General features: G+C 63.1%; 29 protein-coding genes, 1 tRNA gene and 1 pseudogene. 13 read left to right on the forward strand and 18 right to left on the reverse strand.

Features of this window, described 5'->3' with window-relative positions:
- The first annotated feature begins 34 nt into the window (after positions 1–34).
- Both ftsY and G5575_RS02135 read left to right on the forward strand, forming a co-directional pair.
- Positions 35–1,270 carry a signal recognition particle-docking protein FtsY gene (gene ftsY, locus G5575_RS02130; protein WP_164532890.1) on the forward strand — a complete coding sequence of 412 codons (1,236 nt, stop codon included), beginning with the start codon at positions 35–37 and terminating at the stop codon, positions 1,268–1,270.
- A 188-nt stretch (positions 1,271–1,458) separates the two neighbouring features.
- Positions 1,459–2,091, forward strand: coding sequence for a septation protein A (locus G5575_RS02135; protein ID WP_164532891.1), 633 nt, complete (start codon positions 1,459–1,461; stop codon positions 2,089–2,091).
- Positions 2,092–2,618: 527 nt separating this feature from the next.
- On the opposite strand, the gene G5575_RS02140 is transcribed toward G5575_RS02135, so the two are convergent.
- From G5575_RS02140 to tsaD, 4 genes are read right to left on the reverse strand one after another with little or no spacing between them, the layout of a single operon-like run.
- Positions 2,619–3,053 (reverse strand): EVE domain-containing protein, encoded by a 435-nt coding sequence (locus G5575_RS02140; RefSeq protein WP_164532892.1) that lies wholly within the window; start codon positions 3,051–3,053, stop codon positions 2,619–2,621.
- A gap of 4 nt (positions 3,054–3,057) precedes the next feature.
- Positions 3,058–3,351 carry a YciI family protein gene (locus tag G5575_RS02145; RefSeq protein ID WP_164532893.1) on the reverse strand — a complete coding sequence of 98 codons (294 nt, stop codon included), beginning with the start codon at positions 3,349–3,351 and terminating at the stop codon, positions 3,058–3,060.
- A 2-nt stretch (positions 3,352–3,353) separates the two neighbouring features.
- Complete coding sequence (locus tag G5575_RS02150) at positions 3,354–4,340, reverse strand: NAD(P)H-dependent glycerol-3-phosphate dehydrogenase (RefSeq protein ID WP_164532894.1); 987 nt, start codon at positions 4,338–4,340, stop codon at positions 3,354–3,356.
- Entirely contained in the window at positions 4,330–5,409 is a 1,080-nt protein-coding gene (gene tsaD / locus G5575_RS02155; RefSeq protein WP_328765804.1) for a tRNA (adenosine(37)-N6)-threonylcarbamoyltransferase complex transferase subunit TsaD, read from the reverse strand. Before tsaD ends, G5575_RS02150 begins: the two co-directional genes overlap by 11 nt.
- A gap of 53 nt (positions 5,410–5,462) precedes the next feature.
- Here tsaD and hemC point away from each other — a divergent pair, with 53 nt between their 5' ends.
- The 6 genes from hemC to G5575_RS02185 all read left to right on the forward strand — a co-directional run bounded on the left by hemC (position 5,463) and on the right by G5575_RS02185 (position 9,855).
- Positions 5,463–6,401, forward strand: a complete 939-nt coding sequence (hemC, locus tag G5575_RS02160; protein WP_164532895.1) for a hydroxymethylbilane synthase — start codon at positions 5,463–5,465, stop codon at positions 6,399–6,401.
- Positions 6,389–7,123, forward strand: a complete 735-nt coding sequence (locus tag G5575_RS02165; RefSeq protein WP_164532896.1) for a uroporphyrinogen-III synthase — start codon at positions 6,389–6,391, stop codon at positions 7,121–7,123. The genes hemC and G5575_RS02165 overlap by 13 nt, the downstream gene beginning before the upstream one ends.
- Before the next feature lie 24 nt (positions 7,124–7,147).
- Positions 7,148–8,386 carry a COG4223 family protein gene (locus G5575_RS02170; protein WP_164532897.1) on the forward strand — a complete coding sequence of 413 codons (1,239 nt, stop codon included), beginning with the start codon at positions 7,148–7,150 and terminating at the stop codon, positions 8,384–8,386.
- Complete coding sequence (locus G5575_RS02175; RefSeq protein ID WP_164532898.1) at positions 8,383–9,477, forward strand: heme biosynthesis protein HemY; 1,095 nt, start codon at positions 8,383–8,385, stop codon at positions 9,475–9,477. The genes G5575_RS02170 and G5575_RS02175 overlap by 4 nt, the downstream gene beginning before the upstream one ends.
- Complete coding sequence (locus G5575_RS02180) at positions 9,477–9,767, forward strand: hypothetical protein (protein WP_164532899.1); 291 nt, start codon at positions 9,477–9,479, stop codon at positions 9,765–9,767. The genes G5575_RS02175 and G5575_RS02180 overlap by 1 nt, the downstream gene beginning before the upstream one ends.
- 12 nt (positions 9,768–9,779) lie before the next feature.
- Positions 9,780–9,855, forward strand: a tRNA-Thr gene (locus G5575_RS02185).
- Between the two features lie 27 nt (positions 9,856–9,882).
- Here the strand turns inward: G5575_RS02185 and G5575_RS02190 are convergent.
- From G5575_RS02190 to G5575_RS02230, 10 genes and pseudogenes are all read right to left on the reverse strand, one after another.
- Entirely contained in the window at positions 9,883–10,275 is a 393-nt protein-coding gene (locus G5575_RS02190; RefSeq protein ID WP_164532900.1) for an MAPEG family protein, read from the reverse strand.
- Positions 10,276–10,384: 109 nt separating this feature from the next.
- Complete coding sequence (locus G5575_RS02195) at positions 10,385–11,131, reverse strand: N-acyl amino acid synthase FeeM domain-containing protein (RefSeq protein WP_164532901.1); 747 nt, start codon at positions 11,129–11,131, stop codon at positions 10,385–10,387.
- A gap of 134 nt (positions 11,132–11,265) precedes the next feature.
- Positions 11,266–11,973 carry an EAL domain-containing protein gene (locus G5575_RS02200; RefSeq protein WP_328765805.1) on the reverse strand — a complete coding sequence of 236 codons (708 nt, stop codon included), beginning with the start codon at positions 11,971–11,973 and terminating at the stop codon, positions 11,266–11,268.
- The gene (locus G5575_RS02205; protein WP_164532902.1) at positions 11,880–13,574 is read right to left on the reverse strand and encodes a diguanylate cyclase domain-containing protein; all 1,695 of its coding nucleotides are present in this window, start codon (positions 13,572–13,574) and stop codon (positions 11,880–11,882) included. Before G5575_RS02205 ends, G5575_RS02200 begins: the two co-directional genes overlap by 94 nt.
- 104 nt (positions 13,575–13,678) lie before the next feature.
- The gene (locus G5575_RS19205) at positions 13,679–14,200 is read right to left on the reverse strand and encodes an OB-fold nucleic acid binding domain-containing protein (RefSeq protein ID WP_164532903.1); all 522 of its coding nucleotides are present in this window, start codon (positions 14,198–14,200) and stop codon (positions 13,679–13,681) included.
- Positions 14,176–14,997 carry a helix-hairpin-helix domain-containing protein gene (locus G5575_RS19210; protein WP_407924844.1) on the reverse strand — a complete coding sequence of 274 codons (822 nt, stop codon included), beginning with the start codon at positions 14,995–14,997 and terminating at the stop codon, positions 14,176–14,178. The genes G5575_RS19205 and G5575_RS19210 overlap by 25 nt, the downstream gene beginning before the upstream one ends.
- Positions 14,983–17,027, reverse strand: a pseudogene (locus G5575_RS21430) (error-prone DNA polymerase); the annotation flags it as partial. The pseudogene G5575_RS21430 and the gene G5575_RS19210, both read right to left, overlap by 15 nt.
- Complete coding sequence (locus G5575_RS19825; protein ID WP_235935514.1) at positions 16,933–18,465, reverse strand: Y-family DNA polymerase; 1,533 nt, start codon at positions 18,463–18,465, stop codon at positions 16,933–16,935. The gene G5575_RS19825 and the pseudogene G5575_RS21430, both read right to left, overlap by 95 nt.
- On the reverse strand, positions 18,462–18,674 hold the full coding sequence (locus tag G5575_RS02225) for a hypothetical protein (protein WP_164532906.1): 213 nt from the start codon (positions 18,672–18,674) through the stop codon (positions 18,462–18,464). Before G5575_RS02225 ends, G5575_RS19825 begins: the two co-directional genes overlap by 4 nt.
- Positions 18,675–18,699: 25 nt before the next feature.
- Complete coding sequence (locus tag G5575_RS02230) at positions 18,700–19,506, reverse strand: ImuA family protein (RefSeq protein ID WP_207632971.1); 807 nt, start codon at positions 19,504–19,506, stop codon at positions 18,700–18,702.
- 206 nt (positions 19,507–19,712) lie between these two features.
- On the opposite strand from G5575_RS02230, the gene G5575_RS02235 reads away from it, so the two are divergent.
- The gene (locus tag G5575_RS02235; RefSeq protein WP_164532908.1) at positions 19,713–20,168 is read left to right on the forward strand and encodes a tellurite resistance TerB family protein; all 456 of its coding nucleotides are present in this window, start codon (positions 19,713–19,715) and stop codon (positions 20,166–20,168) included.
- Here the strand turns inward: G5575_RS02235 and G5575_RS02240 are convergent.
- Positions 20,162–20,728 (reverse strand): hypothetical protein, encoded by a 567-nt coding sequence (locus G5575_RS02240; protein ID WP_164532909.1) that lies wholly within the window; start codon positions 20,726–20,728, stop codon positions 20,162–20,164. The two genes, G5575_RS02235 and G5575_RS02240, sit on opposite strands and share 7 nt — an antisense overlap.
- A gap of 128 nt (positions 20,729–20,856) precedes the next feature.
- On the opposite strand from G5575_RS02240, the gene ppa reads away from it, so the two are divergent.
- Both ppa and G5575_RS02250 read left to right on the forward strand, forming a co-directional pair.
- Entirely contained in the window at positions 20,857–21,390 is a 534-nt protein-coding gene (gene ppa / locus G5575_RS02245; protein ID WP_164532910.1) for an inorganic diphosphatase, read from the forward strand.
- 59 nt (positions 21,391–21,449) lie between these two features.
- Positions 21,450–22,826, forward strand: coding sequence for a serine hydrolase (locus tag G5575_RS02250; protein ID WP_164532911.1), 1,377 nt, complete (start codon positions 21,450–21,452; stop codon positions 22,824–22,826).
- Between the two features lie 187 nt (positions 22,827–23,013).
- Here the strand turns inward: G5575_RS02250 and G5575_RS02255 are convergent, their stop codons facing one another.
- Complete coding sequence (locus tag G5575_RS02255; RefSeq protein ID WP_164532912.1) at positions 23,014–23,538, reverse strand: cytochrome b; 525 nt, start codon at positions 23,536–23,538, stop codon at positions 23,014–23,016.
- A 78-nt stretch (positions 23,539–23,616) separates the two neighbouring features.
- Between G5575_RS02255 and G5575_RS02260 the strand changes: the two genes are divergently transcribed.
- Together G5575_RS02260 and G5575_RS02265 are read left to right on the forward strand one after the other, a co-directional pair.
- The gene (locus tag G5575_RS02260; protein ID WP_164532913.1) at positions 23,617–23,976 is read left to right on the forward strand and encodes a MarR family winged helix-turn-helix transcriptional regulator; all 360 of its coding nucleotides are present in this window, start codon (positions 23,617–23,619) and stop codon (positions 23,974–23,976) included.
- 118 nt (positions 23,977–24,094) lie between these two features.
- Positions 24,095–24,280, forward strand: a complete 186-nt coding sequence (locus G5575_RS02265) for a hypothetical protein (protein WP_164532914.1) — start codon at positions 24,095–24,097, stop codon at positions 24,278–24,280.
- A 39-nt stretch (positions 24,281–24,319) separates the two neighbouring features.
- Here the strand turns inward: G5575_RS02265 and G5575_RS02270 are convergent, their stop codons facing one another.
- Both G5575_RS02270 and G5575_RS02275 read right to left on the reverse strand, forming a co-directional pair.
- Positions 24,320–24,571: a VOC family protein gene (locus G5575_RS02270; protein ID WP_164532915.1), complete on the reverse strand. Its 252-nt coding sequence runs from the start codon at positions 24,569–24,571 to the stop codon at positions 24,320–24,322.
- 201 nt (positions 24,572–24,772) lie between these two features.
- Positions 24,773–26,911 carry a sodium-translocating pyrophosphatase gene (locus G5575_RS02275; protein WP_164532916.1) on the reverse strand — a complete coding sequence of 713 codons (2,139 nt, stop codon included), beginning with the start codon at positions 26,909–26,911 and terminating at the stop codon, positions 24,773–24,775.
- Positions 26,912–26,943 lie beyond the last annotated feature (32 nt).

Raw genomic sequence — 26,943 nt, forward strand, 5'->3', positions numbered from 1 at the left:
CGAAGGACGAGGTCGTGTCACGGAAGGCATTTGAATGAGCGACAAAAAGCCGGGCTTTTTCAGGCGGCTCTACGATGCGATGACGGACGAGCCGCGTCCGGCACCGCCGCCGCCCGCGCCGCCCGAAGCCTTGCCGGATGCGCCGCTCGCTCCAATTCCCGTTGTTCCCGAAGCGGTACCGCCCGCGCCCGAACCCGATGTGGTTCCCGCTCCCGCGCCAGAGCCGGACGAGCTGCCGCCGCCCGGCCCGCCGGAAACGACGCCCGATTATGTCGAGGATGTGGAGGACCTGGCCGCAGCCCGGCTCGACAGTGTGCCGGTCATCCCCGCGCCGGCAACGGCGGCTGCCGAGCCGCAGGGCTGGTTTCAGCGATTGGCCTCTGGCCTCAAGCGCTCGTCGGACAATCTTTCGACCTCGATCACTTCGGTTTTCACCAAGCGCAAGCTCGATGCGGCGACGCTGGACGAACTCGAAGACGTCTTGATCCAGGCCGACCTTGGCATCGATACGGCTACCGCCATCACCGAAACCCTGCGCCGCGACCGCTTTGATCGCGATGTATCGGGCGACGACGTGCGCAATGTGCTCGCCTCGGAAGTCGAAAAGGTGTTGGTGCCCGTGGCGCGGCCGCTCGCCATCGACACGCTGCACAAGCCTTTCGTTATCCTGATGATCGGCGTCAATGGCTCGGGCAAGACCACGACCATCGGCAAGCTGGCGCAAAAATTTGCCCGTGACGGCAGGTCGGTGATGCTGGCGGCGGGCGATACCTTTCGCGCCGCAGCGATCGAGCAGCTGCAGGTTTGGGGCCAGCGCACTGGCGCTCCGGTGATCACCCGGCCGGCTGGCTCGGACGCTTCGGGCCTTGCCTTCGATGCGGTGACGCAAGCCAAGGCCGAGGGCCGCGATGTCTTGATCATCGACACGGCCGGACGGCTGCAGAACCGCGACGAGCTGATGAACGAGCTCGAAAAAGTGATCCGCGTCATCAAGAAGGTCGAGCCCTCCGCCCCGCACGCAACGCTTCTCACCCTCGATGCCACGACCGGGCAGAATGCGCTGAAGCAAGTCGAGATCTTTGGCCAGCGCGCAGGCGTCACCGGGCTGGTGATGACCAAGCTCGATGGCACGGCGCGGGGCGGCATCCTCGTTGCCATCGCGCAGAAGTTCGGCCTGCCGGTGCACTTCATCGGTGTCGGCGAAGGGGTCGAGGATCTCGAGCCGTTCGAGGCCCGCGACTTTGCCCGGGCCATTGCTGGCTTCGATTGATTGCATCCGCACGACCCCATTCAACCTCCCCCTTTAGGAGGGGGAGGAGCTCGATCCGGAACTGAACGCGATGCGGCTCCTCCCCCGACTGACGGGAGAGGCTGGGTGGGGGCCTTAGCCCAAATCTCACCACGCTTTATCCTTACAGGCAGCTTGCATCGGATCGCGCGGCCCATCAGATTGGGCCAATGGACAAAAACATGACCGACAAAACCGCCGAACAGGACGTCAACTGGGACGAGCTGCGTCCCCAGATCATCAAGCTGGCGCTCGAGCTTGGTCCCTTGGTCGTGTTCTTCATCATGAATGGCCGCGCCGACATCTTTGTCGCCACCGCCTGGTTCATGGCGGCTATGGTCATTTCGCTGGCGCTGAGCTGGATCCTTCTTAAGAAGATCGCCGTAATGCCGCTGGTGACCGGCGTCGTTGTCCTCGTCTTCGGCGGCCTGACGCTCTGGCTCCAGGACGATACCTTCATCAAGATGAAGCCCACCATCACCAATTCGCTCTTTGCCGCGGTGCTGCTGGGCGGGCTCTTGTTCCGCCACTCGCTGCTCAAGCACGTGTTCGGCGACGTCTATAAGCTCCGGCCCGAGGGCTGGTGGAAGATGACGCTCAACTGGGGCCTGTTCTTTGTCGTGCTCGCCGTCGCCAATGAGGTCGTGTGGCGCAATTTCGATACCGACTTCTGGGTGGCCTTCAAGGTATGGGGCGTGATGCCGCTGACGGTTCTGTTTTCGATGAGCCAGCTGCCGCTCCTGCAAAAATACGCGCTGACCGAAACCGCGCCGCAAACGCCGCCCGTCGTCGTCGAAACCTGAGACGAGCACCAGCGCCGCCCGGCCCGGAGGCGTCGCGGTGACACGGTGAAAAGCGGCTTTCGCCCCGAAGGGGGAAGTGTGGAGAAGGGGCGAAAGCCGCTTCGCACGATCGGGATTTTTTGCGCACGCCTCGGGCAGTCCACCCAGTGGTGACGGCGATTGCTTGGTTCTGAGGCGGGTGCGCGAGTTCCCATTTCCCCAAATCCGCACGCTCACCTGACCGGCGTCGGCATCCACGCACTCTCTCAGGCGACCCCGAAAGACCCGTCTCCCCGCCCGATGCTTCGTCGGCACCGCGTGTTTGGCGGGGATGGGGGAGATTAGCGCAAGGTTTGGGGGTGGGGATAAGGGGGATAAGTGGCACCTTCTTACCTCTCCCGTTCACGGGAGAGGGGACCGCGCGAAGCGTGGTGGAGAGGGGGCAACTTGAATGGAGTATTGAAAAACTCGACGCTTTGAGCTTGGGGCACCCCTCCACCATGCTTTGCATGGTCCCCCTCCCCGCAGGCGGGGGAGGAAAGAGAAAGCTAAAGCCCGCCCATCTTGCACAGCAACTTCCATTCGGCCTCGGACACCTTGCTGACCGACAGCCGGGAGAGCTTGACCAATTCTAGCTCGCTCAACTCCGGCGTCGCCTTGATCTCGGCCAGGGTCACCGGGCGCGGCAGGGGTTTGACGGCCTGGGTGTCGACGCATTCCCAGACTACTTCGCCCTTGGCGTTGAGTTCGGCTGTGGAGTCGGGATGCGCGGCGGCGACCACGCGCATGATGCCGGCGATCTCCTTGCCGATATTGGAGTGGTAGAAAAAGGCCTCGTCGCCGACCGCCATGGCCTTCATGTTGTTGCGCGCCGCATAGTTGCGGACGCCATGCCATTCTTCCACTTCGCCGCGCTCGGTCTTGGCGACGAGATCGTCGAAGGAAAAGACGTCCGGCTCCGACTTCATCAGCCAATAGGCCACGGTTTTAGAACTCCACGCCGGTGGTGTTGATGGCGACGCGCCAGCGCTTGACCTCGTAGGAGGCGAAAACCCCGGCGGCAACGAAGGGGTCGGCATCGGCCATGGCCTGCGCCTCGGCGAGGGTTTCAGCCTCGAACACCACGATCGAGCCTTCCGGCTGCTCTTCGGGGTTGAGCAGCGCGCCGGCAAAGACGAGCTTCTTGCCCAAGGAATTGAGGTGATCGAGATGCACCGGGCGGGTGTCGAGGCGCTTCTGCAGGGCGTCCGGCGCATCCTTGGCGATCATGGCGAAAAGCATAGTCAGTGTTCCCTTTTTAGCGGGCGGGACATGAGGCCCGCGACGATCGTGGCAATGTCGGATTGGCCGGCGACCACCGCATCGACGGCATCGATCAGCGGCGCATCGACGCCAAAACTCCTGGCCAGCGCGGCAGCGACAGGCGCGGTGGCGACGCCTTCGGCGAGCTTGGCGCCGGACTGAAGGATTTCGGCGGTAGGGCGCCCGGCGCCCAAAGCCATGCCGAACTGGTAATTGCGCGACTGCGTCGAGGTGCAGGTCAGCGTCAGGTCACCCAGCCCGGCAAGGCCGGTCAGCGTATGGGCGGAGCCGCCCATGGCGGTAACCATGCGCGCCATTTCGGCATAGCCGCGGGCGATCAGCGCCGCGCGCGCCGAAGCGCCAAGCTGGGCGCCATCGACGGCGCCACAGGCCAAGGCATAGACATTCTTGAGCGCGCCGGCGATCTCGACACCGATGCGGTCATCGGCGGCATAGGGGCGGAAGGTCGGCCCGGCCAAAGCCGCGGCAAGCTCGGATGTGCTGTTGGCATCGTCACCGGCAAGCGTCACGGCAGTGGGTCGGCCCGCTGCGACATCGGCGGCAAAGCTCGGGCCGGAAAGCACGTAGGGAATGGCGTCGGGCGCCATGGCCAAGAGCACTTCGCTCTGCCGCGCCAGGGTGCCGGTTTCGAGGCCCTTGGCAGACAGCACGACGGGGCGCCCAGCGAGCAAGTTCGGGTCGATGGTGGAAAGAAGCGTGCGCGTCGCCTGCGCCGGCACGGCAAGAATGACGATGTCGGTGCCGGTGAAGGCGCCGGCGGCCTCAAGCTCTGGATGAAGCTCCTGCCCCGGCAGCGCCGCGTCATTGCGGCGGGACGAGTTCACCGCCTGGGCCTGCGCTTCATTGCGCAGGACCAGCGTCACGGCGCGGCCCGCCATGGCAGACGCTTGCGCCAATGCCGTGCCCCAGGCGCCGCCGCCGATCACCGAAACCGTTTCAAGCTGCATCGCTGTTCACCTTCATGTCCGGCGTATCGAGCGGCCAGCGCGGCCGCGCCGCGACCTCGAGCTTGTCATGCGCCCCGAGCGCCAGCCGTTCTGCCCCAGCCCAGGCGATCATGGCGCCATTGTCGGTGCAAAGCGCAATCGGCGGCAAGACGAGGCGCGCGCCGGTCTCGGCGACGACCGCGCGCAAAGCTGCGGAAATTTCCTGGTTGGCCGCAACGCCACCGGCGACGACGAGTTGCGCCGGCTCGGCCGGAAGCTCGGCTTTGAACCGCTCGAGCGCCTGGCGCGAGCGGGTGACGACGATATCGGTGACCGCGGCCTGAAAACTTGCCGCAATATCGGCGACGTCCTGATCCGTGAGCGGCGCCAGCGCTTCGGCTTGGAGGCGCACGGCGGTTTTAAGACCGGAAAACGAAAAATCGAGCCGCTCTTCCCGCAGAAGCGGGCGCGGGAACTTGAAGCGTTGGGGATCGCCGGACCTGGCGATGCGCTCTACGGCGGGGCCGCCGGGGTGGCCGAGGGTGAGGAGCTTTGCGACCTTATCGAAGGCTTCCCCCAGAGCGTCGTCGATCGTGCCGCCCCATCGCTCGTAATCGCCAACGCCGCGCACGAGGACGAACTGGCTGTGCCCGCCCGAGACCAGGAGCATCAGGTAGGGGAAGGCGACCCCATCGGTCAGCCGTGCGGTCAGCGCATGGCCTTCGAGGTGGTTGACGGCCAAGAGCGGCTTGCCGAGCGAGGCGGCCAGCGCCTTGGCGGTGGTGAGGCCGACCAAAACACCGCCGATCAGCCCCGGCCCGGCGGTCGCGGCGATGGCATCGACCTCGTCGAGCGCCAGCCCCGCCTCGTCCATGGCCTGGGCGATGATGTGGTCGAGCCATTCCACATGCGCCCGCGCCGCAAGCTCGGGCACCACGCCGCCGAATGCCGCATGTTCATCGAGCTGCGAACGCACCACATTGGAACGAATGCGTCCGCGTCCGGATTCATCTCGCACGACGACCGAGGCGGCGGTTTCGTCGCAGCTGGTCTCGATCCCGAGAATGGTGGTTGATGCTTGCCCGGTCACGACGAACTGTCTACTCCCGTAAGGCCTATCGCCTACTATAGGACCCCTTGCCAATGCAATCGCCCACCCCCTTTGCCCGGATCGGAACGCGCGGAAGCCCGCTTGCCCTGACCCAGGCGAAACTCGTGCGCGCGCTTCTAAGCAAGGCCCATGGCGTGGCCGAGGACGAGATCGAGATCGAGGTCTTCTCCACCGGCGGCGATCGCAGCCAGGCCGGCAATGCGCCAGTGTCGACCATTGGCGGCAAGGGCGTCTTCACCAAGGAAATCGACGAGGCACTGCTCGACGGGCGCATCGATATCGGCGTTCATTCCAGCAAGGACGTCGCCACTGCCCTGCCCGATGGCATGCGGATGGCTGCATTCCTGGAGCGCGAGGACGTCCGCGACGCCTTTTTATCGGTGACGGCCAAGGGCATCGACAACCTTCCTGAAGGCGCAAAATTTGGAACCTCCTCCATTCGTCGTGCCGCCCAGGCCCGGCGCTTGCGGCCGGACCTTCGCATCGTGCCGTTTCGCGGCAATGTGCATACGCGGCTGCAAAAGCTGCTCGATGGCGTCGCCGATGCCACGCTTCTGGCGGTTGCCGGTCTCAATCGGCTCGGCGAAGCGCATCGCGCCACGGCCCTGCTCGATACCAGCCATTTCATGCCCGCCCCGGCACAGGGCGCCATCGGCATTGCCATCCGTGCCGATGACGAGCGGTTCGCCGACGCCGTGGCGCCGCTCGACCATGCCCCAACGCATGCGGCAATCCTCGCCGAACGGACCATGCTCGCCATTCTCGATGGCTCCTGCCGCACCCCGGTGGGTGCCTTGAGCCGGGTCGAAAATGGACAACTCTTGCTCAAGGGCGAAATCCTGAGCCTTGATGGCCAGACCTCGTTCCATGCCGAAGGCGCCGGCAGCGACCCCAGTGCGCTGGGCGAACAGGTCGGCCGCGAACTGGTTCGGCAGGCCGGGTCCGAATGGTTTAGGCAATGGCACCAGTAATGCGCATGCTGGTGACACGGCCGGAGCCCGATGCGCAGGCCACGGGCGAGCGGCTCGAGGCGCTCGGCATCGATTATGTCGCCGCGCCCTTGCTGACCCGGCAGAATATCCAGGCGCACCTGCCGGGCCCCGACGGCTTTGCCGCCATGGCGCTGACCAGCACCAACGCGCTGCGCTCACTCGACGACCAGGATGCGCTCGAACCCTTCCGTCACAAGCCCGTCTTTGCGGTCGGCGACCGCACGGCGCACGAAGCGCGGATGCTAGGCTTTACCGAAGTCATGGCCGCCGATGGTACGCTCGACTCGCTGGTGACGGCCATTGCCCTGGCGCGGCTCGAAGGGCCGGTCTTTTATCCCTGCGGACGGCATTTGAGCGGCGATCTCGCCCATGCGCTGGCGCCGCACGGGCTGATGGTCGCAACCGTTGCCATCTACGACATGGTCGCGGAAACCCGCCTGCCGGAAGCGGCATCCGACCTCACGCAATTCGATGCGGCACTCATTTATTCGAGGCGCACGGCCGAAATCTTCGCCGCGCTTGCTGCCGCGCACATTGCCCCGGAAGAGCGGCGGCACCTGCCGATGCTGTGCCTTTCGGAAAATGTCGCGGCGCCGCTATTGTCGGCCCATTTCAGCCGCGTTCATCTGGCCGATCATCCGAGCGAAGAGGCGATGATGGCGCTGGCTTTGGCTTTTTCGCGGGAGCAATCTCGATCATGATCGGAACAATGAAGAGGACATCTCATGGCTGATACGCCCGGCAAAGATTCCCAGCCCGATCCCAAGGCGGTGGGCCCCACCGGCCCGGTCAAGCCACCGGTGCTCGAAGGCACGGCGCGCCCGGCCACGGCCGAAAGCAAGCCTGCGCCAAAAACCGAAGCGCCCAAACCTGCCGAAAAGCCGGCCGCAAAGCCGGATTTGGGCAAAGCCGCGTCGATGCCACCGCCCAAGCCCGTGGTGAAGCGCGACCGCGAGGAAAGCGGCGGCTCGCCCTGGATCGCGGGCCTGCTTGGCGGCCTTGTCGGCCTTGGCGCGGCCTATGGCCTGGCCTATGCCGGGCTGTGGCCGACCACGCCACAGGCGCCGGCGCCAGCCGATCCGCGCGTCGCACAATTTGCGACGGCGATTCCGGAACTCCAGACCGTGACCAACACGGTTCAGGATGAGCTCTCGACGCTCAACGGCCGCGTTTCCGGCCTTGAAACCTCGCTTGCCGAACTGCCGTCACCGGCTGCAGCACCGGCACCATCCGAAGACTATTCGCAGGCCATCGCAGACCTGTCTGCCCGGGTGGAGCAACTGGCCGGGACGGCGCAGCCTGCGGCCACCGATACCGGTGCGCTCGATGCGCTCCGCGCCGAGCTTGCCGCCCTCAGCGAAACAGTCGCCCAGGCGCAGGCCGATGTCGCGGCAACGCAGGATGACGTCGCTGCGCTCGAGGCCAGTGCGGCCGCGCAAACGGCCACTGAAAACGGCGACGCCCGGCTGCCGCTGATCTTTTCGGGGCTGGAAAGCGCCTTTGCCACCGGCCGTCCCTTCGAGACCGAATTGACGGCGCTCGAAACTGCGCAACCGGACGCCACCGTGCCGCGCGCCCTCTCCGACAATGCCGCCAGCGGCCTGCCGCGTCCCGACGATGTGGCGCGCCGGCTCGATGCCGTTCTGCCCGACATGCTCGCCGGCCGCCCCGTTGCCGCCGATGCCGGCTGGCAGGATGCTACCGCCGACTGGTTCCGCGGCGTCATCGCCATGCGCCCCGCAGGCGATGTGGATGGCGACAGCCCAGATGCCATGATCGCCCGCCTCGAAGCGGCCGTGGCCCGGCGCGATTTCGTTGCCGCCGAGGCTGAGTTCGCCGCCCTGCCCCAGACCATGCAGGCCGCCGCCGGCACATTGGGCGACGACATCGCCGCCCTTGCCGCCGCCGCGACGCTGATCACCGAGCTGCGCAGCACTGCGCTGGGCGCGGAGGGCGGCGCATGATTCGCCTCGCATCCTGGATCGTTTCAAGCCTTGTCATCGCCGCCATCGCCGCATGGGTCATTTCGCTGCCCGGCACGCTGACGCTTGAAGTCGCCGGCTGGCGCATGCAGCCGCGACTGGGCACGGCGGTCGTGCTGCTGCTGGTGTCGGCAGCGCTGATCATCATCGTGTGGTCCGTGGTTCGCCGCGTGCTCGGCGCCCCGCGTGCCATGGCACGGCGCAGTGCCAAGCGCCGGCGCGAACAGGGCGTGCAGGCGCTTTCCGACGCGGTCATCGCGCTCCAATCCGGCGATCCCGCCCGTGCTCGCCTCATGGCGCGCGAAGCCCAGGCCCGCCTCCCCGGCAGCGGCGCCGCAAAGCTGCTCGAAGCCCGCGCCGACCTGGCGCTGGGCGACATGCCAGCGGCGCGCGAGCATTATCGCGCCCTGATCGACAATGAACGCACGGCCGTCGCCGCCCTCACCGGGCTTTACGACCAGGCGCGGGCGCAAAACCGCGAAGACGTCGCCATCACCTTTGCCAAAAAGACGTTGGCGCTGGCGCCGCAAACCCAGTGGGCCTCGCAGGCCGTGTTTGATGACCTCACCGCACGCGGCCAATGGGCGGAAGCGGTGGCCATGGTCAATACCGAGCAGGCGCCGAGCCGCGAGGACAAGGCCAAAAAGCGCCGCAAGCAGGCGGTGATTGAAACCGCACGGGCGCGCGAAAGCGAAGTCGGCCAGCCCAATGCAGCGCTGGACCACGCGCTGACCGCCCTGAAGCTTTTGCCCGATTTCGTCCCGGCAGCGCTGATCGCTTCGCGCATCTACATCAATCGCGGCGAAGCGCGGCGCGCGCAAAGCCTCCTGCGCCGTATCTGGCGCGCCACCGGTCACCCCGATGTCGCAGCGCTTTATGCCCACTCCCATCCCGGCGCCTCGGCGGTGGAGCGGCTCAAGCGCCTGCGCGAAATCATCGACATGCCGCCGCCCCATCGCGCTGCCGGCATGGCCCTCGCCCGCGCCGCCATCGATGCCTATGACTGGCCCCTGGCGCGCACGGCGCTCGAACCTTTGCCGGCGCAGACGCAACGCAGGGCGTCGGCAGCCTGATGGCGGAAATCGAGGAAGGCCAGAGCAGCGACCAGGGCAAGGCCCGCGAATGGCTCGCCCGCGCCATGCGCGCGCCACGCGATCCGGCCTGGACCGCCGACGGCATCATCAGCGACGAATGGGAGCCGCTTTCGCCGGTGACCGGGCGTCTCGATGCCTTCGAATGGAAAGTGCCGGTTGCCAGCAGCACCCGCCCCGCGGCTCTGCCCCCGGCGGCGCCGGAGCAGGCCGCGCTGCCGGCGCAGAGCGAAGCCCTCTTGCCCCTTGCGCCGGCCGAAAACGCCCAGTAAAAGACCCGCGTTGCCGCTTTAGCTCAGTTGGTAGAGCACATCATTCGTAATGATGGGGTCAGGTGTTCGAGTCACCTAAGCGGCACCACTTCCCTTACATGCTCGGTATCGGTCCTCAGGGCAGCGGCGTGGCCGTGAGCACGGCGTAGGCCATCATGGCGAGGCCGAGGAGCGAGACGAGGTAGGCGATCGAGCGGAAGTTCGAGACGCCGCTGATGAAGAGCGGGATGTAGATGACGCGGGCAATCAGGTAGATCAGCGCACCCCAAAAGACGGTGCCGCCGTCGAGGCGGAAGACGATCGCGAGGACACCCAGAGTCAAAAAGATCGGCAGCGTTTCGTGAAGGTTGCGCAGCGCGCGCTGTGCACGGTCGCCCTGGGGCGTCCACACCAGGTCGTCCTGCGGCCCGCTGATCTTGGCCGGGTCATTGGCACGGGCCTTGAAGGCGGCCGGGATAAAGCTTTGAACCAGGGCGAGCAGAAGTCCGAGAAGGACGAGATAAAGCATGGGTGTTGATCCGGGGACGGCGCTCGGTGATCGAGCGCCAACTCTCCGGACAGGAGCAGATTGGCGCTTCCGAACCAATCTGTATTTTGCGGGGGCTGGCCGAACGGCTCTAGCCTACGCGCTCCAGGAGTTCGAGGCGATGCGCCTGCCGGGCGGATGGGGCCACGGCACGCAGGTCCGGATCGGCGCCGAACAGGGCTTCGCGCTCTTCGGCGGTCGACATGAAGAACGGAAAGCGCTCGAAGACACGGTTACGGATGGTGGGCACGTCCGCCGCATAAAGGCAGACCGGAAACTGCAATTCGCCCCAATAGCGCTCGTCGGCCAGGCGATGCGAGCCGAAGACGCGGCGGTAAAAGGCGGAATGCTCGGCGCGCACCGAGGAGATCGTGTAACGCACGGAGAAGAAAATGCTGGCCATGGCGACGATGCGCAGGGTCAGATAGGGCAGCGCCGGAATGGCAAGCGAGGCATCATGGTCGGCCGTGAAGCGGCTTGGATCGATGTAGTTGTCGCCACGATCAAGGATCGGCTCCAGCACTTCGGGCCAGATGGTGCGGCTGGGCGAGGTGCGATCCTGCCCGGTGACATGATGGAAGCGGATGGAGCTGACCAACGTGTCGTCGATATAGACACCGAAACAATAGCAGTTGGCGGCATCGTCATAGCTGTCGCGCGTCACCTGCTGCGAATTGATGGGGATGAAATTCTCGCGTCGATAAGCATCGTAGCGCAGCCGGTAGACCGGATCGAACTGCTGGTCGGCACTTACTCTGCGATAACGGACCGAATCCAAAAGCTCGATCAACGTGGTGGCGAAACGAGAATTCGTGGCGGGGGCCGCTTCCGGCTGCATAAGCACTATCCTGCTGGGTCCTCACAGTTTTTAACCCTTTATTAAGGATCTTAATACCGTGAAATTTGCAGGACAGGGTCGCGCTACGCTAACCTGAGGCAAAAAGCTTTGTAAGTGTAAAAGCTTAACGCCGGTTAACCACGTAGCCGTTTTTGGTCGGCGGGCCTGAAACTGTTTGGCCCGTTCATTCGTCCGATGAGCTCGGCAATATCGCGAGCCGGCAGGGGGCGGCTGAAGAGATAGCCCTGAACCTGCTGGACGCTCGTGGTCTGCTGCATCAAGACCAGCTGCTCTTCGGTTTCGACGCCTTCGGCGACGACGGTGAGATCAAGATCACGGCCAAGCCGGGCGACATTGGTGAGCAAGAGCAGCGCCCGCGGGTCCTTACCGATATCGGCAACAAAGGAGCGATCGATCTTGAGCTTGTTGAACGGCAGCGCGTGAAGGTAGCTCAAGGACGAATAGCCGGTGCCGAAATCGTCGAGCGCGATGACGATGCCCTGTTCGGCAAGGCCCTGCAGCACGCTATTGGCAAGATCGCGTTCTTCGATCACCGCCGTTTCGGTGACTTCGATTTCTAGCCGATTGGCCGGCAGGCCGGCCCGATTGAGCGATCTGCCAACGACGGACAAAAGATCGAGGCCGCGGAAGTCGCGAGCCGACACATTGACGGCAACGCCCACTGACCCGGCCCAATTGGCGCATTCGCTTGTGGCGCTTTCCACCACAAAGGCGGTGATGTCGGAGATCAGCCCCATCTCCTCGGCCAGGGGAATAAAGGTTGCCGGGGAAATCGGTCCGAGTTCGGGATGGGTCCAGCGCGCCAAGGCTTCGCAGGACACGATCTTGCGGGTTTCGATATCGAGCAGCGGCTGGAAGGCAAGGCAAGGCTCAGCGCACCATCGGCGACGGCCTGGCGCAGATCGGCCTTGAGCCGCTGGCGATAATGGTAGTCGATGTCCATCTGTTCGTGGAAAATCTGCGCCCGCGCCTTGCCGTCAGCCTTGGCGCCATAAAGCGCCAGATCGGCCTTGGTCATCAGCTCGTCGAGCTCGTCCTCGCTGCGCGGCGTGACCACGAGGCCGATGCTGACGCGCACCGGCAGGTTGATGCCCTTGAGGTTGAAGGGCGTCTCGAAGGCGGCAAGCGCGTGGTCGATGTCCTCGCGCAATTCGCTTTCGCTGCCGCCAACGGGAGCCAGCGCCACGAATTCGTCGCCGCCCTGGCGCGCGAGAATGGCGCCCTCGGGCAGCGAATAGCGCAGCCGGTCGGCGACTTGGCGCAGCAATTCGTCGCCGATCACGTGACCGAAGCTGTCATTGACGTGCTTGAACTCATCGATATCGATCACCAAAAGCGCGCTGGAAAGGCTCTTGGCGCCGCGCCGGATGAGCTCGTCCTGGGCCAGGGCGTTGAAATAGGAGCGGTTGGGCAGCTTGGTCAGCGCGTCATGGCGGGCCATGAAATTGATGCGCTCTTCGGCCGTCATGCGCTCGGTAATGTCTTCGAAAAGGAGCACGCTGCGCAGCTGGCGCGAACTGATCGTGACTTCGAAATAGCGATTATCCCGCAAGGGAATCATCACCTTGCCGGACTGGCGGTGCGTCGCAATGTCCGACAACCGGTCAAGCGTCTTGGCCGGCGCGATGCCGCTTCCGGCGATGCGCTCGAGAATGGTCTTGAAGTCCTGCCCATTGGCCACGGAAATGCCGAGGGCCGACAGCATGATCTTGGCTTTGGCATTGGACAGCGTGACCTTGCCGTCGTCATCGAGCATCAGGAGACCATGTTCGAGCGTCGTGATGGCGATATCGAGCTCGGCCGCAAGGCGGGAGGCCTCCACCCTGCCATGGACGGCGCTGAGCAGGATTTCGCGAATGCCGGCGGCCAGCTTGCGAAAGCCCGACAGCATCACGAAGAGCAGAAGCGCCAGGAGCGGATGGTAGCCGTCGAACCGGAGCAGCAGACTGAGCGAGAGGGGAATGATCACCATCACCATCTGGATGGTGACAAGCCGGTCAAGGCCGAAATTGCGCGCGCAGATGCCCACCATCACCGCCATGGTGAGCGAGAAGCTCGCCAGTTCCGAAAAGGGCTCGCGAACGATCAGCATCGCGACAAAACACCAGCTGCCATGCAGCAGGGCAAGGAGTGCGCCGATGATGACGGCGCGGTTTTCCCAGCGTTCGGCGGCCTCGGCGTCTTCATTGCCGATCTTGGCGTTCCAGAAGGCACGCATGTTGAAAAACCGCACCAGCCCGACCAGCACGAACAGCATCGATACGACGACAAGCGGCAGCGACTTTGCCTGATAGGCGGTGAGGAGGGCGGCGAAGGCGCTCGCAAGGGAACCGGCCAGCATCGTGTTGCCGTCGGCATAGACCGAGCGGATGATCGACACATAGTCGAGATGCGGCATTGTCTTGCGGGCCGAGGTCAGCACGGAAGGATCCCTGTTACCTACGCCATTGAGGGCAAAAGGATTTAACAACCCCTTGCGTCAAGCCTTGACCTTGCCCGCTTTTGTGCCGGAGGCTGAATCGCGGGTTAACACTTATCCGGACTGCGCCGACTAGTGGAAATTCCGTCCCCCGGCAGCGCCGCATAGGCCCGGCGGCGGGCCTGCTCAATTTCGCGGAGCGCATCGCGATTGCGGCTTTCCGGCCGATCCGGGCCAGATTTGCCTTCGTCGGCACGCGCCAGAATGTGGTCGCCAATGTCCTTGCCATGGGACAGATCGAGCAATTGCGGGGTGAGATCCTCCAGTTCCTCGGCAATCACATGAATGACGCCGTGGCCGGACTGCACCTTGCCGCGCACCGCCAGCATTCGGCTCGAAAGCAAAATCTTTCGCAACCGGTCATCGGCAAAAAGCTTGGGCCAGACCACGATATTGGCGACGCCGGTTTCATCTTCGAGCGTTACGAAAATGACCCCGCTTGCCGTGCCTGGACGCTGGCGCACAAGGACGAGCCCGGCCACCTCGATCCGCACATCGACAGACACGCTGGGCAGGTTTTCCGAGCGGGTCGTGCCGCGCTCCATCAGCATGGGACGAAGGAACTGCACCGGGTGTCCCTTGAGCGATAGCGTGAGGGTCGAATAATCGTGGATGACCTCTTCCCCGGTCCCATCAAGGGCAAACCGGCGGGCTCTTCGGCGACGAGGTCTCGCGACGGACCTGCAGCTGCAAAGAGTGGCAGGGTTTCGGCGCCATGCGTGCCGATAAGCCCTTTTACTGCCCACAGGGCCTCGCGCCGATTGAGGCCAAGCGAGGCAAAAGCATCGGCGCGCGCCAGCTTTTCAAGACTGGCGATAGGGATAGCGCTGCGTGCCCACACTTCACGCACGGACCGATAGCCTTCTCGGGGACGGCGAGCGACAAGCTGGTTGATGTCGTTTTCCGCCAGGCCCTCGACGAAATTGAGCCCCAGGCGAATGGCTTTTTGCGAAAGAATATCGTCGGCCATGTCGCGGTGACGCGGCCAGATCCGCTCTCTTACCTGGCCGGCACCGGGCTCGAGAACGCATTCAAGGTCTGAATGATTGATATCGGCTGCCAGAACTTCGATGCCGTGTTCGCGCACGTCGCGCACGATCTGGCTCGGGCCATAAAAGCCCATCGGCTGGGAATTGAGCAAGGCGCAGGCGAAGACATCCGGGTAATGGCACTTGAACCAGCATGAGGCATAAACCAGAAGCGCAAAGCTGGCGGCGTGGCTTTCCGGAAAGCCATATTCGGCAAAGCCCTTGATCTGGGCAAAGCAGCGCTCGGCAAAATCCTGCTCATAGCCATTGCCCACCATGCCCAGGATAAACCGTTCCTCGAAAACTGCCATCTTGCCGGTTCGGCGCCAGGCTGCCATGGCGCGGCGCAATTGATCGGCCTCCCCTTGCGTAAAGCCCGCGCCCTTGATGGCCATCTGCATGGCCTGTTCCTGAAACAGCGGGATCCCCAGGGTTTCGCTCAGCACTTCATCCAGGGGGTCGCCTGGCTTTGGCGCCCAGTGTTCGCTGCCGTCGCGCCGCTTCAAGTAAGGGTGCACCATGCCCCCTGGATCGGCCCCGGCCGGACGATGGCGACCTCGATGACGAGATCGTAGAATCGCGAGGGCTTTAGGCGCGGCAGCATGGTCATCTGCGCCCGGCTTTCGATCTGGAAAACGCCAATGGTGTCTGCCCGATGGGTCATGGCATAGACGCGCGCCTTGTCCATCGGGCCCTGGCCGGTTTCTTCGGATAAAAGGTCGGTAAGCTGATACTGCTTGTCGTAATGGACGTGCAAAAGTTCGAAGGCGCGGCGCAGGCAGGACAGCATGCCCAGCGCCAGGATATCGACCTTGAGAATGCCGAGGACGTCAATGTCATCCTTGTTCCATTCGATGATGGCACGGCTGTCCATGGCCGATTGTCCAATCGGCACAAGGCTTTCAAGCGAGTCACGGGTGATAACGAAGCCGCCGACATGCTGGCTGAGGTGGCGCGGAAAGCCGCGTAGCACTTTAACCACCTCGAACATCTGCGCCAGCACCGGATCATCGGGATTAAGACCCAGAGTGGCAAGATCGCGCAGGTCCAGCTTGCTGCCCCAGCCCCAGTGCAACTGGTTGAACGAAGCGATGGTGTCGTCGGAAACCCCGAACACTTTTGCGGTTTCGCGGATGGCGCTTTTGGAGCGATAGGTCGTGACATTGGCGGTCAGCCCGGTGCGGCGGCCACCGTATTTTTGATAGACATATTGCATCACCTCCTCGCGCCGCTCGTGCTCAAAATCGACGTCGATATCGGGCGGCTCGTCGCGTTCGGTGGAGATGAAGCGGCCGAAAACCAGCGTGCGCTGGGTCGGATCGACCTCGGTGATCCCGAGGCAAAAACACACCGCCGAATTGGCGGCAGAGCCGCGGCCCTGGCACAGGATCTTGCGCTCGTATCGAGCAAAATTGACGATGTCGTGCACGGTGAGGAAGTAGGCGGCATAGCCTTTAAAGCCGATGAGGCAGAGCTCGGTCCAAAGGCTGCGCTTGACCGCATCGCTGACCCCTTTGGGGTAGCGTTTGGCCGCGCCTTCCCAAGTCAGCCGCTCCAGCGTCTGCTGCGCAGTTTCGCCGTTGCCAACCGTTTCCTCGGGGTAATTGTACTTGAGCTGGCTGAGGCAAAAGCGGATGCGCCCGGCAAAAACCTGGGTTTGCGCAATGGCGTCGGGGTAGTCAGCAAAAAGCCGCGCCATTTCCTCGGGCAGCTTCAAATGCCGTTCGGCATTGGCAGAAAGGCGAAAACCAGCCTCTTCCAGCGTCACATGCTCGCGAATGCAGGTAACCACATCCAGGACGATGCTGCGATCGGGCTGATGATAATATGCATCGTTGCTGGCAATCATGCGAGCGCCATGCCGGTGAGCAAGCGCATCGACACGAGCAAGACGCGACCGGTCATGACCATCGAAACGGGGAACGCCGGCAATCCATACCCGGTCAGGCGCTTGCCGGCACAGGTGATCCAAGGTTTTCTCGGTAAGGCCCCAATTGGCCTCATCGGGCATGAGGATAAAGAGCTGGCCTTGGGAAAAATCTTCGGGCGGACCATGAATATCGGAGACGGCAAGGTCACCGAGCCCGAAGAGATCCTTAAGGTGCAATTCCGGATTGCCCTTCTCGCCGCGCTTGTTGCCGATGGTCAGAAGCTTGCAGAGCCGGCCATAAGCAATGCGGTCCTCAGGATATGCAATGATATCCGGCGTGCCATCGGCGAATACCAGCCGCACGCCGACGAGATAACGAAAATCCGGGCTCATCTCCTTGTTGTCACGTGCCGTGCCATAGCCGCGGACCACGCCCGCAAAACTGTTGCGATCGCAAAGCCCGAGCGCGGTCATGCCCGCAGCCATGGCATGCGCCACCAATTCCTCGGGATGCGAACCACCGCGCAGGAAGGAAAAGTTGCTGGTGGTGACGAGCTCGGCGTAATGCGGCGAGGCAAGCTTTATCGGCTCGGGAAATTGTGCGCTTAGGCTCATGCAAAGAACCCGTGCAGATACCAGGACGGGGAGAAGCAGCGCTATAAAAGCCTTGCCGGAATACCCAAAAACGCCGTCCGTCCTGATCCTCGACAACGTAGTAATCGCGCGTTGCATCATCGGGCAGGTAAAGCGGCAGGTCGGGAACATAGGGTGATGAAGAAGAGGGTGTCTCGCCTGGCTCCGGCATTGTGGAGGCTGGCAGTTCGATAAGTTTCAGCCGGTTGCCGCTGCGCCACCATTCTCCACCCAGCCGTTCGGGGCCTTCGCCTTTGACTAGGCGATAGTTTTCCCTGCGCCAGACCATGGCGGCCGGCAGGCCATCGGGCACTTCAGCAGTGATGACCACGCGTTCGGGCATCGGCAGCAGGCGCAAGGGTCGTCGAAAAGAAGGGGTATCGAGCGGCGTATCGATCTTTGCCAGTGCCGGAACCAGACGCACGGCCCGTTCCGGCAGGCGGCTGGCCACCAGTTCGGTTTTCAGCACCGCCATGGTGCCGAGACGGCTGGCCAGCCGGTCGTTGAGCCGGTCGATATCTTCAAGCCCGCTCTGGTCTGAAAAGGCGCCCACCTGAACGCCGTCCAGCCGTTCGAGGCTGCCGGCGGCAAGGCGGACCATGTCGATACCAAAACCGGGGTCGTACTCGGCTTCAAGCCGTTGCGCCCGATGGCGAAAGAGTTCGGCGATATGTTGAGGGTCACGGGTCACGCGCGCCGCATTGAGCGACAGCGTCATTACCTTGTGGTCGACCCGATAAAGAAAAAGATGAAAGCCCTGAGCGCCGAGCCCTTCAGTTTCAAGATGAGTAGAAAGCTCGACGGCAAGGTCTCGCGTCACCAGCAAGACGTCGTCCAAAAGGCTGATCGGCTCGGCAAGGCGACGGTCGACATGGTGTTCGACCTCCGGCAGGCGCGGGCTCATGCGCTCTTCGATATCACCCAAAGCCTGGTCGAGCCTTACCAGCAAATGGGCGCCGAAGCGCACCTGAAGTTGCTTGCGCGGGCGCTGCCGCAGATGACCCACCAAGGTGAGGCCCATCTGGGTAAAGCTCGATATCTGAGTGTCCGCAAGACGCAAGGCTGCAACCGGAAGGGCATCCAGACTTGCCACGAGCGCATCGTCTTCCACCACCTGGCTGCGAGCAAAATGGCTGATGGCCCAGGCTGCGCCAATGGTAGACGCAACTGCGCCGCTGACTTGATAGCCCAGCTGCCGCAACCGGGTCAGCAAAAAGCGGAGCATTGCAGTTTCGCCCCCGAACAGATGATCGACACCGGTAATGTCGAGCACCAGATCGCCAAAGGCTTGCTGGTCGGTCATGACCGACACCAGCGGACTGGCATTGGAGTGCCAATCGGCAAAACCGGCAAAGCTGTTTCGAGAAGGCTGCGATCGATCTCGCGCACCTCCATATCGGGGATTATGGCACGAGCATCGGCCAGGTTTTGACCGATGCGCAGACCTTCGCGGATAAGCGATTGATCGATGGCGGCAAGGCGCAATCCGCCCTTGATGTGCTCAAACAGCACCAAGGGCCTTTCGCGTAAGTTCGGCTCAACCCGCTTGAGATAATCGGTCGCCCAAAAGGGCAGGTGCAGAACGAGAAAACGGCGTCGCGGGGCGCCGGAAAGACGCATTTTGAGCGGAGGAGAAGACTGCCAAGCCATTTTTCGTCCATTCCAGCGACCAATCCACCTGATTGCCGGCTATGCGTCCTTTCTCGAGCCGCAATTGCCAGCGCGATGCCCCCAAGCCTTTCCCGTCATATGCATTTCGACCGCTGCGATGGGGCGTCAACCGCCAGCGCAGATGACCGGCGCTGCTTTCACGCTGTTGCCCGTAGCGCAGCAGAAACAGCGATGCCTTGCTGGTACTGGCCCGAAGGCTGAGGCGTCGGCTGGCGGTAAAGTTGAGCATTTTAGGCTCACCCTTGACCTCGGCAACCACAGCCGCAACCGAGCGGCAGGCAATCATCTCCTCGGCAGCCCACAAAAACTCGGTCATGTCTGCAGTGCGGACGATAACCAGCCGAGCCGGATCAACCCCGAACCAATCGAGACCTGGACCATAGGGAAGGCCGAATGCCTGGCCTTCCTGGGCCAGTTGCACATAAAAAATGCTGGGCCGGCGGGCATTCATCAGGGTCTTGGCTTGCGCCAGGGCAAAGCCCAGGCTTGCGCCGCCATCCCGAATTGCATCGGCAAAAACTTCCTGCACGAGGCCACCGGGCAGGACCGGGAAATTGGACGCTGCCGATCGCTCAAGCCGTTGCCGCGGCTCCAGCAAGGCCGGTTTTCGTTCAATATCAGCAATGGTATGCCGCAGCGCGGCAAGGCGCTGTTGTTGGCTTTGGGGCGACATGATAGACCGCTAAGTGAACAAAACAGGAACATGGTGACTCTGAATCCGGCAAGAGTCGAGTCCCTTTTGTGCGCTGATGCTGTGGGCGGGATGCATCGGGGCTATGCGCGAGGGATGGCGCTTAGGCGGAACTCATTGAGTCGGCACGACTTATGCTTAGGTTTTCCACCGTGCGATTTTCTTTTCCAACCAATGGATCAAAACCCATGTTCGAGGCCCTGACCCGCCTGTTTGGCCGCACCGAGGCGCCGGTGGATGTGGATGATCCCAAGCTTTCCGTGGCCGCGCTCCTGGTGCATCTGGCTGCCGTCGACGGCAGCATAGGCGAAGGCGAGCGGCGGGCGATCCGCACCGCGCTGATGGATCATTATGCGCTCGATGAAACCAGCGTCGACAAGCTGATCCGCGAAGCGGCGCGCCAGGATGCCGAGGCAGTGGATTTTTATAAATTCACCAGCGGCCTGACCCGGCTCGAGATGGAAGACCGCATCGAGGTCATCCGCATGATGTGGACCGTGGTTTTTGCCGACAACAAGAACCACGAGCTCGAGGACAACATGGTCTGGCGCATTGCCGAGCTGATCGGGGTTTCGAGCCGCGACCGCACGATCCTGCGCAACCAGGTGCGGGGCGCGGCCGAGGAAACCGTCGAGGATCAGTAAGCCTCGAACCTGCCGATAGTCTCGACCTCGTCCGCCATGCATGAAAAATCGCCGGCCTTGTCAGCGGCTTGCCGCGCCAGTTCGTTGGCATCCTTGTTGGCCTTGGCGTCCACATAGGCGATGTGGCAGGTGTCGCCTTCCTTGAGCTGGGTCACCACCAGGACTTCGCCGCTATCGACGCCGGTATCGCTGTCGGCAGTGTGGTAACGCACGATCGTAGCGATCGGCAGCCAGCGGCCGGAAGCATTGGAGAGGCGCCATTCGAGCTTGGAGCCAAGGTGGTTGAACGGCGGAAGCGTCTGGCTTCCCGCATCGTTCGTGTCGACGTTGAAGCCATATTGGAGGGAAAACCTGAGGTCGCCCTCCTGCACCATCAGCGGATAACCCTTGTAGCCCGGGCACGACCAGGACGCGCCAAAATCGTCGGCTTCGAGCACCATGCACTGGTCGAGATTGATGTCGGTATAAGCGCTGGTAAAACCCGATTGCGCCGCAGCCGGCAGCGTCGTGAGACACATGGCGAGCACCAGGCTCAAACTTGCAGCGGTTTTATGCGGCATAGGGGGTCCTCGATGTTGCGCTTGCGATACTCACCATCGCTGCGGCGGATTTGCGGCTTGCCTTTGCTCCGCGAGATGGGCAGAACGCCAGATAAACCTCACCTCCCTGAACGGCAGATGAAAACCAAATGAACATCGACGCGATCCCGACCGGCAAGAACCCGCCCGACGACCTCAACGTCATCATCGAAGTGCCCTTGGGCGGCGAGCCGATCAAGTACGAAATCGACAAGGACTCGGGCGCGCTCTTCGTCGACCGCTTCCTTTATACGCCGATGCGCTATCCCGGAAACTACGGCTTTGTGCCCCATACGCTATGCGGCGATGGCGATCCGCTCGACGTCATCGTCATGAATTCGCGTCCGCTGGTGCCGGGCTCGGTCGTGCGCTCGCGTCCGGTCGGCGTCCTTTTCATGGAAGACGATGGCGGCCAGGACGAAAAGATCATCGCCGTGCCGGTATCCAAGCTCACCCGCATGTATGACGGGATCAAGGACATCGAGGATTTCCCTGAAATCCAGCTCGAGCGCATCAAGCACTTTTTCACCCACTACAAGGATCTCGAGCCCGGCAAGTGGGCCAAGATCGACCGGATCGGCAACCTCGCCGATGCGCGCAAGGTGATCGAGGATTCGATTAAGATGGCCCAGGGCCAGAAGTAATCGAGCCAATCGGGCTTCCAGGCGTTGTCCATTGACATGACGCCTGGGAGACCACGATTTTGACCAAACGCTTCTTTGCCGCCGCGACGCTTCTTGCCCTTGCGGCGACCCCGACCGTGAGCCAGGAAGCGGCCATGCCCGCCAATGGCGAGATCAGCCAGATCCTCGCCGACCGTATCGACCGCGACGAAGCCAATGTCGGCATCGCCGTGGCCGTGATCGAAGGCGGGGAAATCCGCTTCGTGTCGCATGGCACGATCGGCCGCGACGATCCCGCGCCGGTCAACGAGTTCACCCCCTTCGAAGCCGGCTCGATCACCAAGGTCTTTACCAGCCTTCTTCTGGCGCAGCTGGCGCTGGAGGGGGAGATCGACCTCGATGCGCCAATTGCCGACTACCTCCCCGAGGGCACGGTGGTGCCCGAACTCGATGGCAAGCCGATCACCCCGTTTGATCTTGCCACCCATATGTCGGGCCTGTCCGGCCTGCCCGAGGAGATCACCGCGGCCGGGCTCGCAAACCCCTATTCCGGCTATACCGACGCCCAGCTTCTCGACTGGTTGAGCCGGCAACAGCTCGTCGGCCCGATCGGCGAGCGGTTCGAATATTCCAATGCGGGCGTCGCGCTTTTGGGCGAGGTGATCGAGGGCGTGACCGACGAGCCTGTCGCCAAGACGGTCGAGCAGCGCATTCTCTTTCCGCTCGGCATGGAAAGCTCGACCCTGTCGCTGGGCGCCGAAAAGCCCGAGGGCATGGCCATCGGGCACGATGCTTCCGGCACGCCGGCGCCTTATTGGGATTTCGACGCCGTGGCCCCCGCCGGCGCGCTGATCACCACCGCTTCCGACCTTGCCAAGTTCATTGCCGCCGCCAACGGCGCGACGGAAACCGAGTTAAGGCCGGCCTTTGAAAAGATGCTGGAACGCGTGCGGCCGCTCGACACCGGCTCCATCGGGCTCGGCTGGTTCATCACCCCGACCGGTTCGGGCGAGATCGTCTGGCACAATGGCCGCACTGGCGGCTTTTCGAGCTTTGCCGGCTTCGAGCGCACCAGCGGCAATGGCGTCGTCGTGCTCTCCAACATGTCGACCGAAGCCGGCATCAACGATATCGGCATGCACCTGCTCGATCCATCACTGCCGCTGCGCGTGCAGCCGGTGCCGCGCGCCGCGGTCGAGATCGATCCCACCGTATTGCCCAACTATGTTGGCGACTATGTGCTGGCGCCCGGCGTGGTGCTGAGCGTCACGACGGAACAGGACCGGCTCTTTGCCCAGCTCACCGGCCAGCAGCGGTTCGAGATTTTTCCAATGAGCGAGACCGAATTTTTCTACAAGGTCGTCGAGGCACAGCTGAGCTTTGTAACGGGCGAGGACGGGACGGTGTCGGTGGTCTTGCACCAGAACGGGCAGGATCTGCCGGGGGTACGGGAGTAACGGCCCCCCACCCCGCCTCCCCCGCAAGTCGGGGGAGGAGTTGCGCCGGTGGGCTTAATTCGATCGAGCTCCTCCCCCGCCTTACGGGGAGGTTGGGTGGGGGTAGGCCCCTCATGCGCCATTCGAGCTTAGCTCTCATGGCATCTCGGTTTTAAATCGCTCCATTGGAGCGATTTACGCTACGCGACTACCGTGAAGGCATCATCCGCCGGATCAAACCATCCCGCCGCACGAACTGGTGGAACAGCGCGGCGCCGATATGGCCGATGGCGAGGACGATCAGCAGGCGGCTGAGGAGGCTGTGGGTTATGAAGGGCGCAACGTCTTCGAAGTCTGGCAAGGCACCGCCGCCGAAGATCGCGGGCGCCGCGCCGGTAAGGGCGACCGTGGCAATGCCGGAAGCGACCATGACGAGGATGGCGACGTAAAGCCCAAGATGCACCACCTGCGCCAGCCGGTTCTGCAGGGAATTAGCCGGATCGGCGGGCTCGGGATGCTTGTCGAACACCAACCACCAAAGCACGCGGAACAGCGTCAACACGCCAACCACGATGCCGAGGATCAGATGGAACGGCAGCACGCGGGGCACGAGATCGTCGTTGTTGCCCATGGCGAGGCCCGACACCAGCATCAGGATCACGGCGAGGGCGGACAGCCAGTGGATGGCGACGGCCATGTTTCCATATCTATGCGCGGTGGATTTTAGCGACATCTTTGGCAACTCCCTTGGACGATCGGCGGTCAAGCGATATAGATAGGCAACTATATAACTAGTTAGCGTCCTATGTAAATGGCTCTCAATCGTGATACCTCGATCGGCTACCTGACCAATTGGGCGGCGCGCCTCCTCGTGCGTGAGCTTGAACGCCACCTCAGCCATGCCGGCCTTTCGCCCGCGCATATGCCGGTGCTGCTGGCGCTCGAAGCGGGAGAACGGCCGCAAAAGGAGATCGCCGAAAGCGCTTCGGTGCGGCAGGAAACCATGACAGGCACGCTCAATCGGATGGAGCGCGACGGCCTCATCACCCGCCGCCCCAACCCCGATGACGGCCGCTCGATGCTGGTAGCGCTAACCCCGTTGGCGCGCAAAAACTCCCGCAAGTTGAAGACGCCGCCCGCACCATCAACGCCCTGGTGCTGGAACAGCTGACGCCCGAGGAACGGACGCAATTCATCGCGACGATGAAGAAGGTGATCGGGGTGCTGGAAGCTCAGGGGTAGCCAAAGCCCGTCTCCGGGCGCAGGATCATCCCGACAGGAGAACGTTCATGAAACTGGCCGGAACAATTGCGGGCATCTTGCTGATCCTGCTGGGCGCGCTTTGGATCTTGCAGGGCGCCAACATCGTCGGCGGCAGCGTCATGTCTGGCCAGAGCCAGTGGCTCTATATCGGCATCGTCGTGGCGGTGATTGGCGCGGCGCTGGTGTGGTTCGCGCGGCGGCGCCGGGTGTAACCCCGTATCCCCGACACCTGCTGCCGCACTTTATCGAACCTAGCCGACAAAGCCCTTGGGTGGCTCGGCGAGGGTAAGGCGATTGCCTTCATCGTCGGAAATCTGTGCGACGGCGCCGAATTCGCCGGTGGCTATAGCGCCGAGATCGAGGCCGGCTTCGGCAAGGCGCATCCGTTCTGCTGCAAGGTCGGGCACCACGATAGTGGTGTTGCTTTTGCCTGCGCGCTCGGCATCGTGCCAGAGCTGAAGGCCGGCCGCACCCATATTGCGCCACTGCGCCATATTGGGCATGGGACGATCATCTGGCGCACGACCCATGAGGCGCGTGTAAAGGCGAGACCGCGCTCGAAATCGGCGACGGAAATGCCGGCATAAATGCCTTGGACTGTGATCGTGGTCATCGAAAGCTCCCTTGTTGATGCCCTATCGACGCTTGGGACCGACCCGTTTCGACAATTTTAAAAAAGGCCCGGGATCGCTCCCGGGCCTTCTTCATTCCAGTGCAGACAACGTCTGCCTAAACCCCCAGTTCGCCAGCACGGCCAGCAACAGCAGGGCCACGATATTGGTGATCTTGATCATCGGGTTGACGGCGGGGCCGGCGGTGTCCTTGTAGGGGTCGCCGACGGTGTCGCCGGTGACCGAGGCCTTATGGGCGTCGCCGCCCTTGTGATGGACGACGCCGTGCGAGTCGGTGAACCCGTCTTCAAAGCTCTTTTTGGCATTGTCCCAGGCGCCGCCGCCGGCCGTCATCGAGATGGCGACGAAAAGGCCGGTGACGATGACCCCCATGAGCATGGCGCCCAGGGCCGAAAAGGCATTGGCCTGGCCGGCGATCCAGAGGATGGCGAAGTAGACGACGATGGGCGAGAGGACCGGCAGAAGCGAGGGGACGATCATTTCCCTTATCGCGGCCTTGGTCAGCATGTCGACGGCGCGGGCATAGTCGGGCTTTGAGGTGCCCGCCATGATGCCCGGATCGGCCTTGAACTGGCGGCGCACTTCCACCACCACCGACTGGGCGGCGCGGCCCACCGCGGTCATCGACATGCCACCGAACAAGAATGGCAAGAGGCCACCGAAGAGGAGCCCGACCACGACATAGGGGTTGGCGAGGTCGAAGTTGACCGTGAGGTCGGTGAAATAGTGCTTGAGGTCCTCGGTATAGGCAGCAAAGAGCACGAGGGCGCCGAGGCCCGCCGAGCCGATGGCATAACCCTTTGTCACGGCCTTGGTGGTGTTGCCGACGGCGTCCAGCGCATCGGTGTTGTGGCGCACTTCCTTGGGGAGGCCGGCCATTTCGGCAATGCCGCCGGCATTGTCGGTGACCGGCCCGAAGGCGTCGAGCGCCACGATGATGCCGGCGAGGGCGAGCATGGTCGACACGGCGATGGCAATGCCGAAAAGGCCACCCAGCGAATAGGTGACGATGATGCCGCCGATGATCACCAGCGCCGGGAGCGCGGTGGATTCGAGCGAGACGGCGAGGCCCTGGATGACATTGGTGCCATGGCCGGTGACCGAGGCTTCGGCGATGGAATTGACCGGGCGCCGATTGGTGCCGGTGTAATATTCGGTGATGACGATGATGAGGCCGGTAATCACGAGGCCGGTGACCCCGCACCAGAACAGCGACCAGGGCGTAAAGGTTTTCGACGCGGTCTCGATGGCGACATTCATGTCGCCGAACAGCAGCCACAGCACCGGCAGCAGCACGACGAGCGACAGAACGCCCGAGGCGATAACTCCCTTATAGAGCGCGCCCATGATGTTGTTGTCGGCGCCGAGCTTGACGAAATAGGTGCCGATGATCGAGGTGACGACGCAGGCGCCGCCGATTGCCAGCGGCAAGACCATGCCGATCAGCTTATAGGCGTCCGGCAGGATGATAGCCGCAAGCACCATGGTGGCGACGATGGTGACGACATAGGTCTCGAAGAGGTCGGCGGCCATGCCGGCACAGTCGCCGACATTGTCGCCGACGTTATCGGCGATGGTCGCGGGATTGCGCGGATCGTCTTCCGGAATTCCGGCTTCGACCTTGCCCACCATGTCGCCGCCAACATCGGCGCCCTTGGTGAAGATACCGCCGCCGAGGCGGGCGAAGATCGAGATCAGCGAAGCGCCAAAGCTTAAAGCCACCAGCGCGTCGATGACGGTGCGGCTGGTCGGGTCAAAGCCCATGCCGGTGAGGATCAGGAAATAAAGCGTGACGCCGAGAAGACCGAGGCCGGCCACGAGCATGCCGGTGACGGCGCCGGACTTAAAGGCAAGGTCGAGGCCGCGGGCGAGCGAACCGACGGCGGCTTGGGCGACGCGCACATTGGCGCGCACCGAAACGTTCATGCCGATAAAGCCGGCAGCTCCCGACAGCACTGCGCCGATCAAAAAGCCGACGGCCGCATAGGGCCCGAGCAGGAAGAAGGCGGCAATCAGGATGACGACGCCGACAATGGCGATGGTGGTATATTGCCGCTTGAGATAGGCCGAGGCGCCCTCACGCACGGCCGCCGAGATTTCCTGCATGCGGGCCGAACCGGCGTCGGCGCGGAGCAGGGTTTGGGTTGTCAGAATGCCATAGACGATAGACAGGCCGCCGCACAGGACGATCAGCCAAAGTGCCAGATCCATTGATCAAGTCCCCGAAAAGTTTCCTCCGAGGG

Source organism: Devosia aurantiaca (genome assembly GCF_011058215.1).
Taxonomy (GTDB): domain Bacteria; phylum Pseudomonadota; class Alphaproteobacteria; order Rhizobiales; family Devosiaceae; genus Devosia; species Devosia aurantiaca.

Excerpts from the sequence above, each read along its gene's own strand:
- ftsY (WP_164532890.1), top strand. The coding sequence starts at position 35 with ATGAGCGACAAAAAGCCGGGCTTTTTCAGGCGGCTCTACGATGCGATG.
- G5575_RS02135 (WP_164532891.1), top strand. The coding sequence starts at position 1,459 with ATGGACAAAAACATGACCGACAAAACCGCCGAACAGGACGTCAACTGG.
- G5575_RS02145 (WP_164532893.1), bottom strand. The coding sequence starts at position 3,351 with ATGCTTTTCGCCATGATCGCCAAGGATGCGCCGGACGCCCTGCAGAAG.
- G5575_RS02150 (WP_164532894.1), bottom strand. The coding sequence starts at position 4,340 with ATGCAGCTTGAAACGGTTTCGGTGATCGGCGGCGGCGCCTGGGGCACG.
- hemC (WP_164532895.1), top strand. The coding sequence starts at position 5,463 with ATGCAATCGCCCACCCCCTTTGCCCGGATCGGAACGCGCGGAAGCCCG.
- G5575_RS02165 (WP_164532896.1), top strand. The coding sequence starts at position 6,389 with ATGGCACCAGTAATGCGCATGCTGGTGACACGGCCGGAGCCCGATGCG.
- G5575_RS02170 (WP_164532897.1), top strand. The coding sequence starts at position 7,148 with ATGGCTGATACGCCCGGCAAAGATTCCCAGCCCGATCCCAAGGCGGTG.
- G5575_RS02175 (WP_164532898.1), top strand. The coding sequence starts at position 8,383 with ATGATTCGCCTCGCATCCTGGATCGTTTCAAGCCTTGTCATCGCCGCC.
- G5575_RS02180 (WP_164532899.1), top strand. The coding sequence starts at position 9,477 with ATGGCGGAAATCGAGGAAGGCCAGAGCAGCGACCAGGGCAAGGCCCGC.
- G5575_RS02190 (WP_164532900.1), bottom strand. The coding sequence starts at position 10,275 with ATGCTTTATCTCGTCCTTCTCGGACTTCTGCTCGCCCTGGTTCAAAGC.
- G5575_RS02195 (WP_164532901.1), bottom strand. The coding sequence starts at position 11,131 with ATGCAGCCGGAAGCGGCCCCCGCCACGAATTCTCGTTTCGCCACCACG.
- G5575_RS19210 (WP_407924844.1), bottom strand. The coding sequence starts at position 14,997 with ATGGCAGCCTGGCGCCGAACCGGCAAGATGGCAGTTTTCGAGGAACGG.
- G5575_RS19825 (WP_235935514.1), bottom strand. The coding sequence starts at position 18,465 with ATGACCGACCAGCAAGCCTTTGGCGATCTGGTGCTCGACATTACCGGT.
- G5575_RS02230 (WP_207632971.1), bottom strand. The coding sequence starts at position 19,506 with ATGTCGCCCCAAAGCCAACAACAGCGCCTTGCCGCGCTGCGGCATACC.
- G5575_RS02235 (WP_164532908.1), top strand. The coding sequence starts at position 19,713 with ATGTTCGAGGCCCTGACCCGCCTGTTTGGCCGCACCGAGGCGCCGGTG.
- G5575_RS02240 (WP_164532909.1), bottom strand. The coding sequence starts at position 20,728 with ATGCCGCATAAAACCGCTGCAAGTTTGAGCCTGGTGCTCGCCATGTGT.
- ppa (WP_164532910.1), top strand. The coding sequence starts at position 20,857 with ATGAACATCGACGCGATCCCGACCGGCAAGAACCCGCCCGACGACCTC.
- G5575_RS02255 (WP_164532912.1), bottom strand. The coding sequence starts at position 23,538 with ATGTCGCTAAAATCCACCGCGCATAGATATGGAAACATGGCCGTCGCC.
- G5575_RS02260 (WP_164532913.1), top strand. The coding sequence starts at position 23,617 with ATGGCTCTCAATCGTGATACCTCGATCGGCTACCTGACCAATTGGGCG.
- G5575_RS02265 (WP_164532914.1), top strand. The coding sequence starts at position 24,095 with ATGAAACTGGCCGGAACAATTGCGGGCATCTTGCTGATCCTGCTGGGC.
- G5575_RS02270 (WP_164532915.1), bottom strand. The coding sequence starts at position 24,571 with ATGCCCAATATGGCGCAGTGGCGCAATATGGGTGCGGCCGGCCTTCAG.
- G5575_RS02275 (WP_164532916.1), bottom strand. The coding sequence starts at position 26,911 with ATGGATCTGGCACTTTGGCTGATCGTCCTGTGCGGCGGCCTGTCTATC.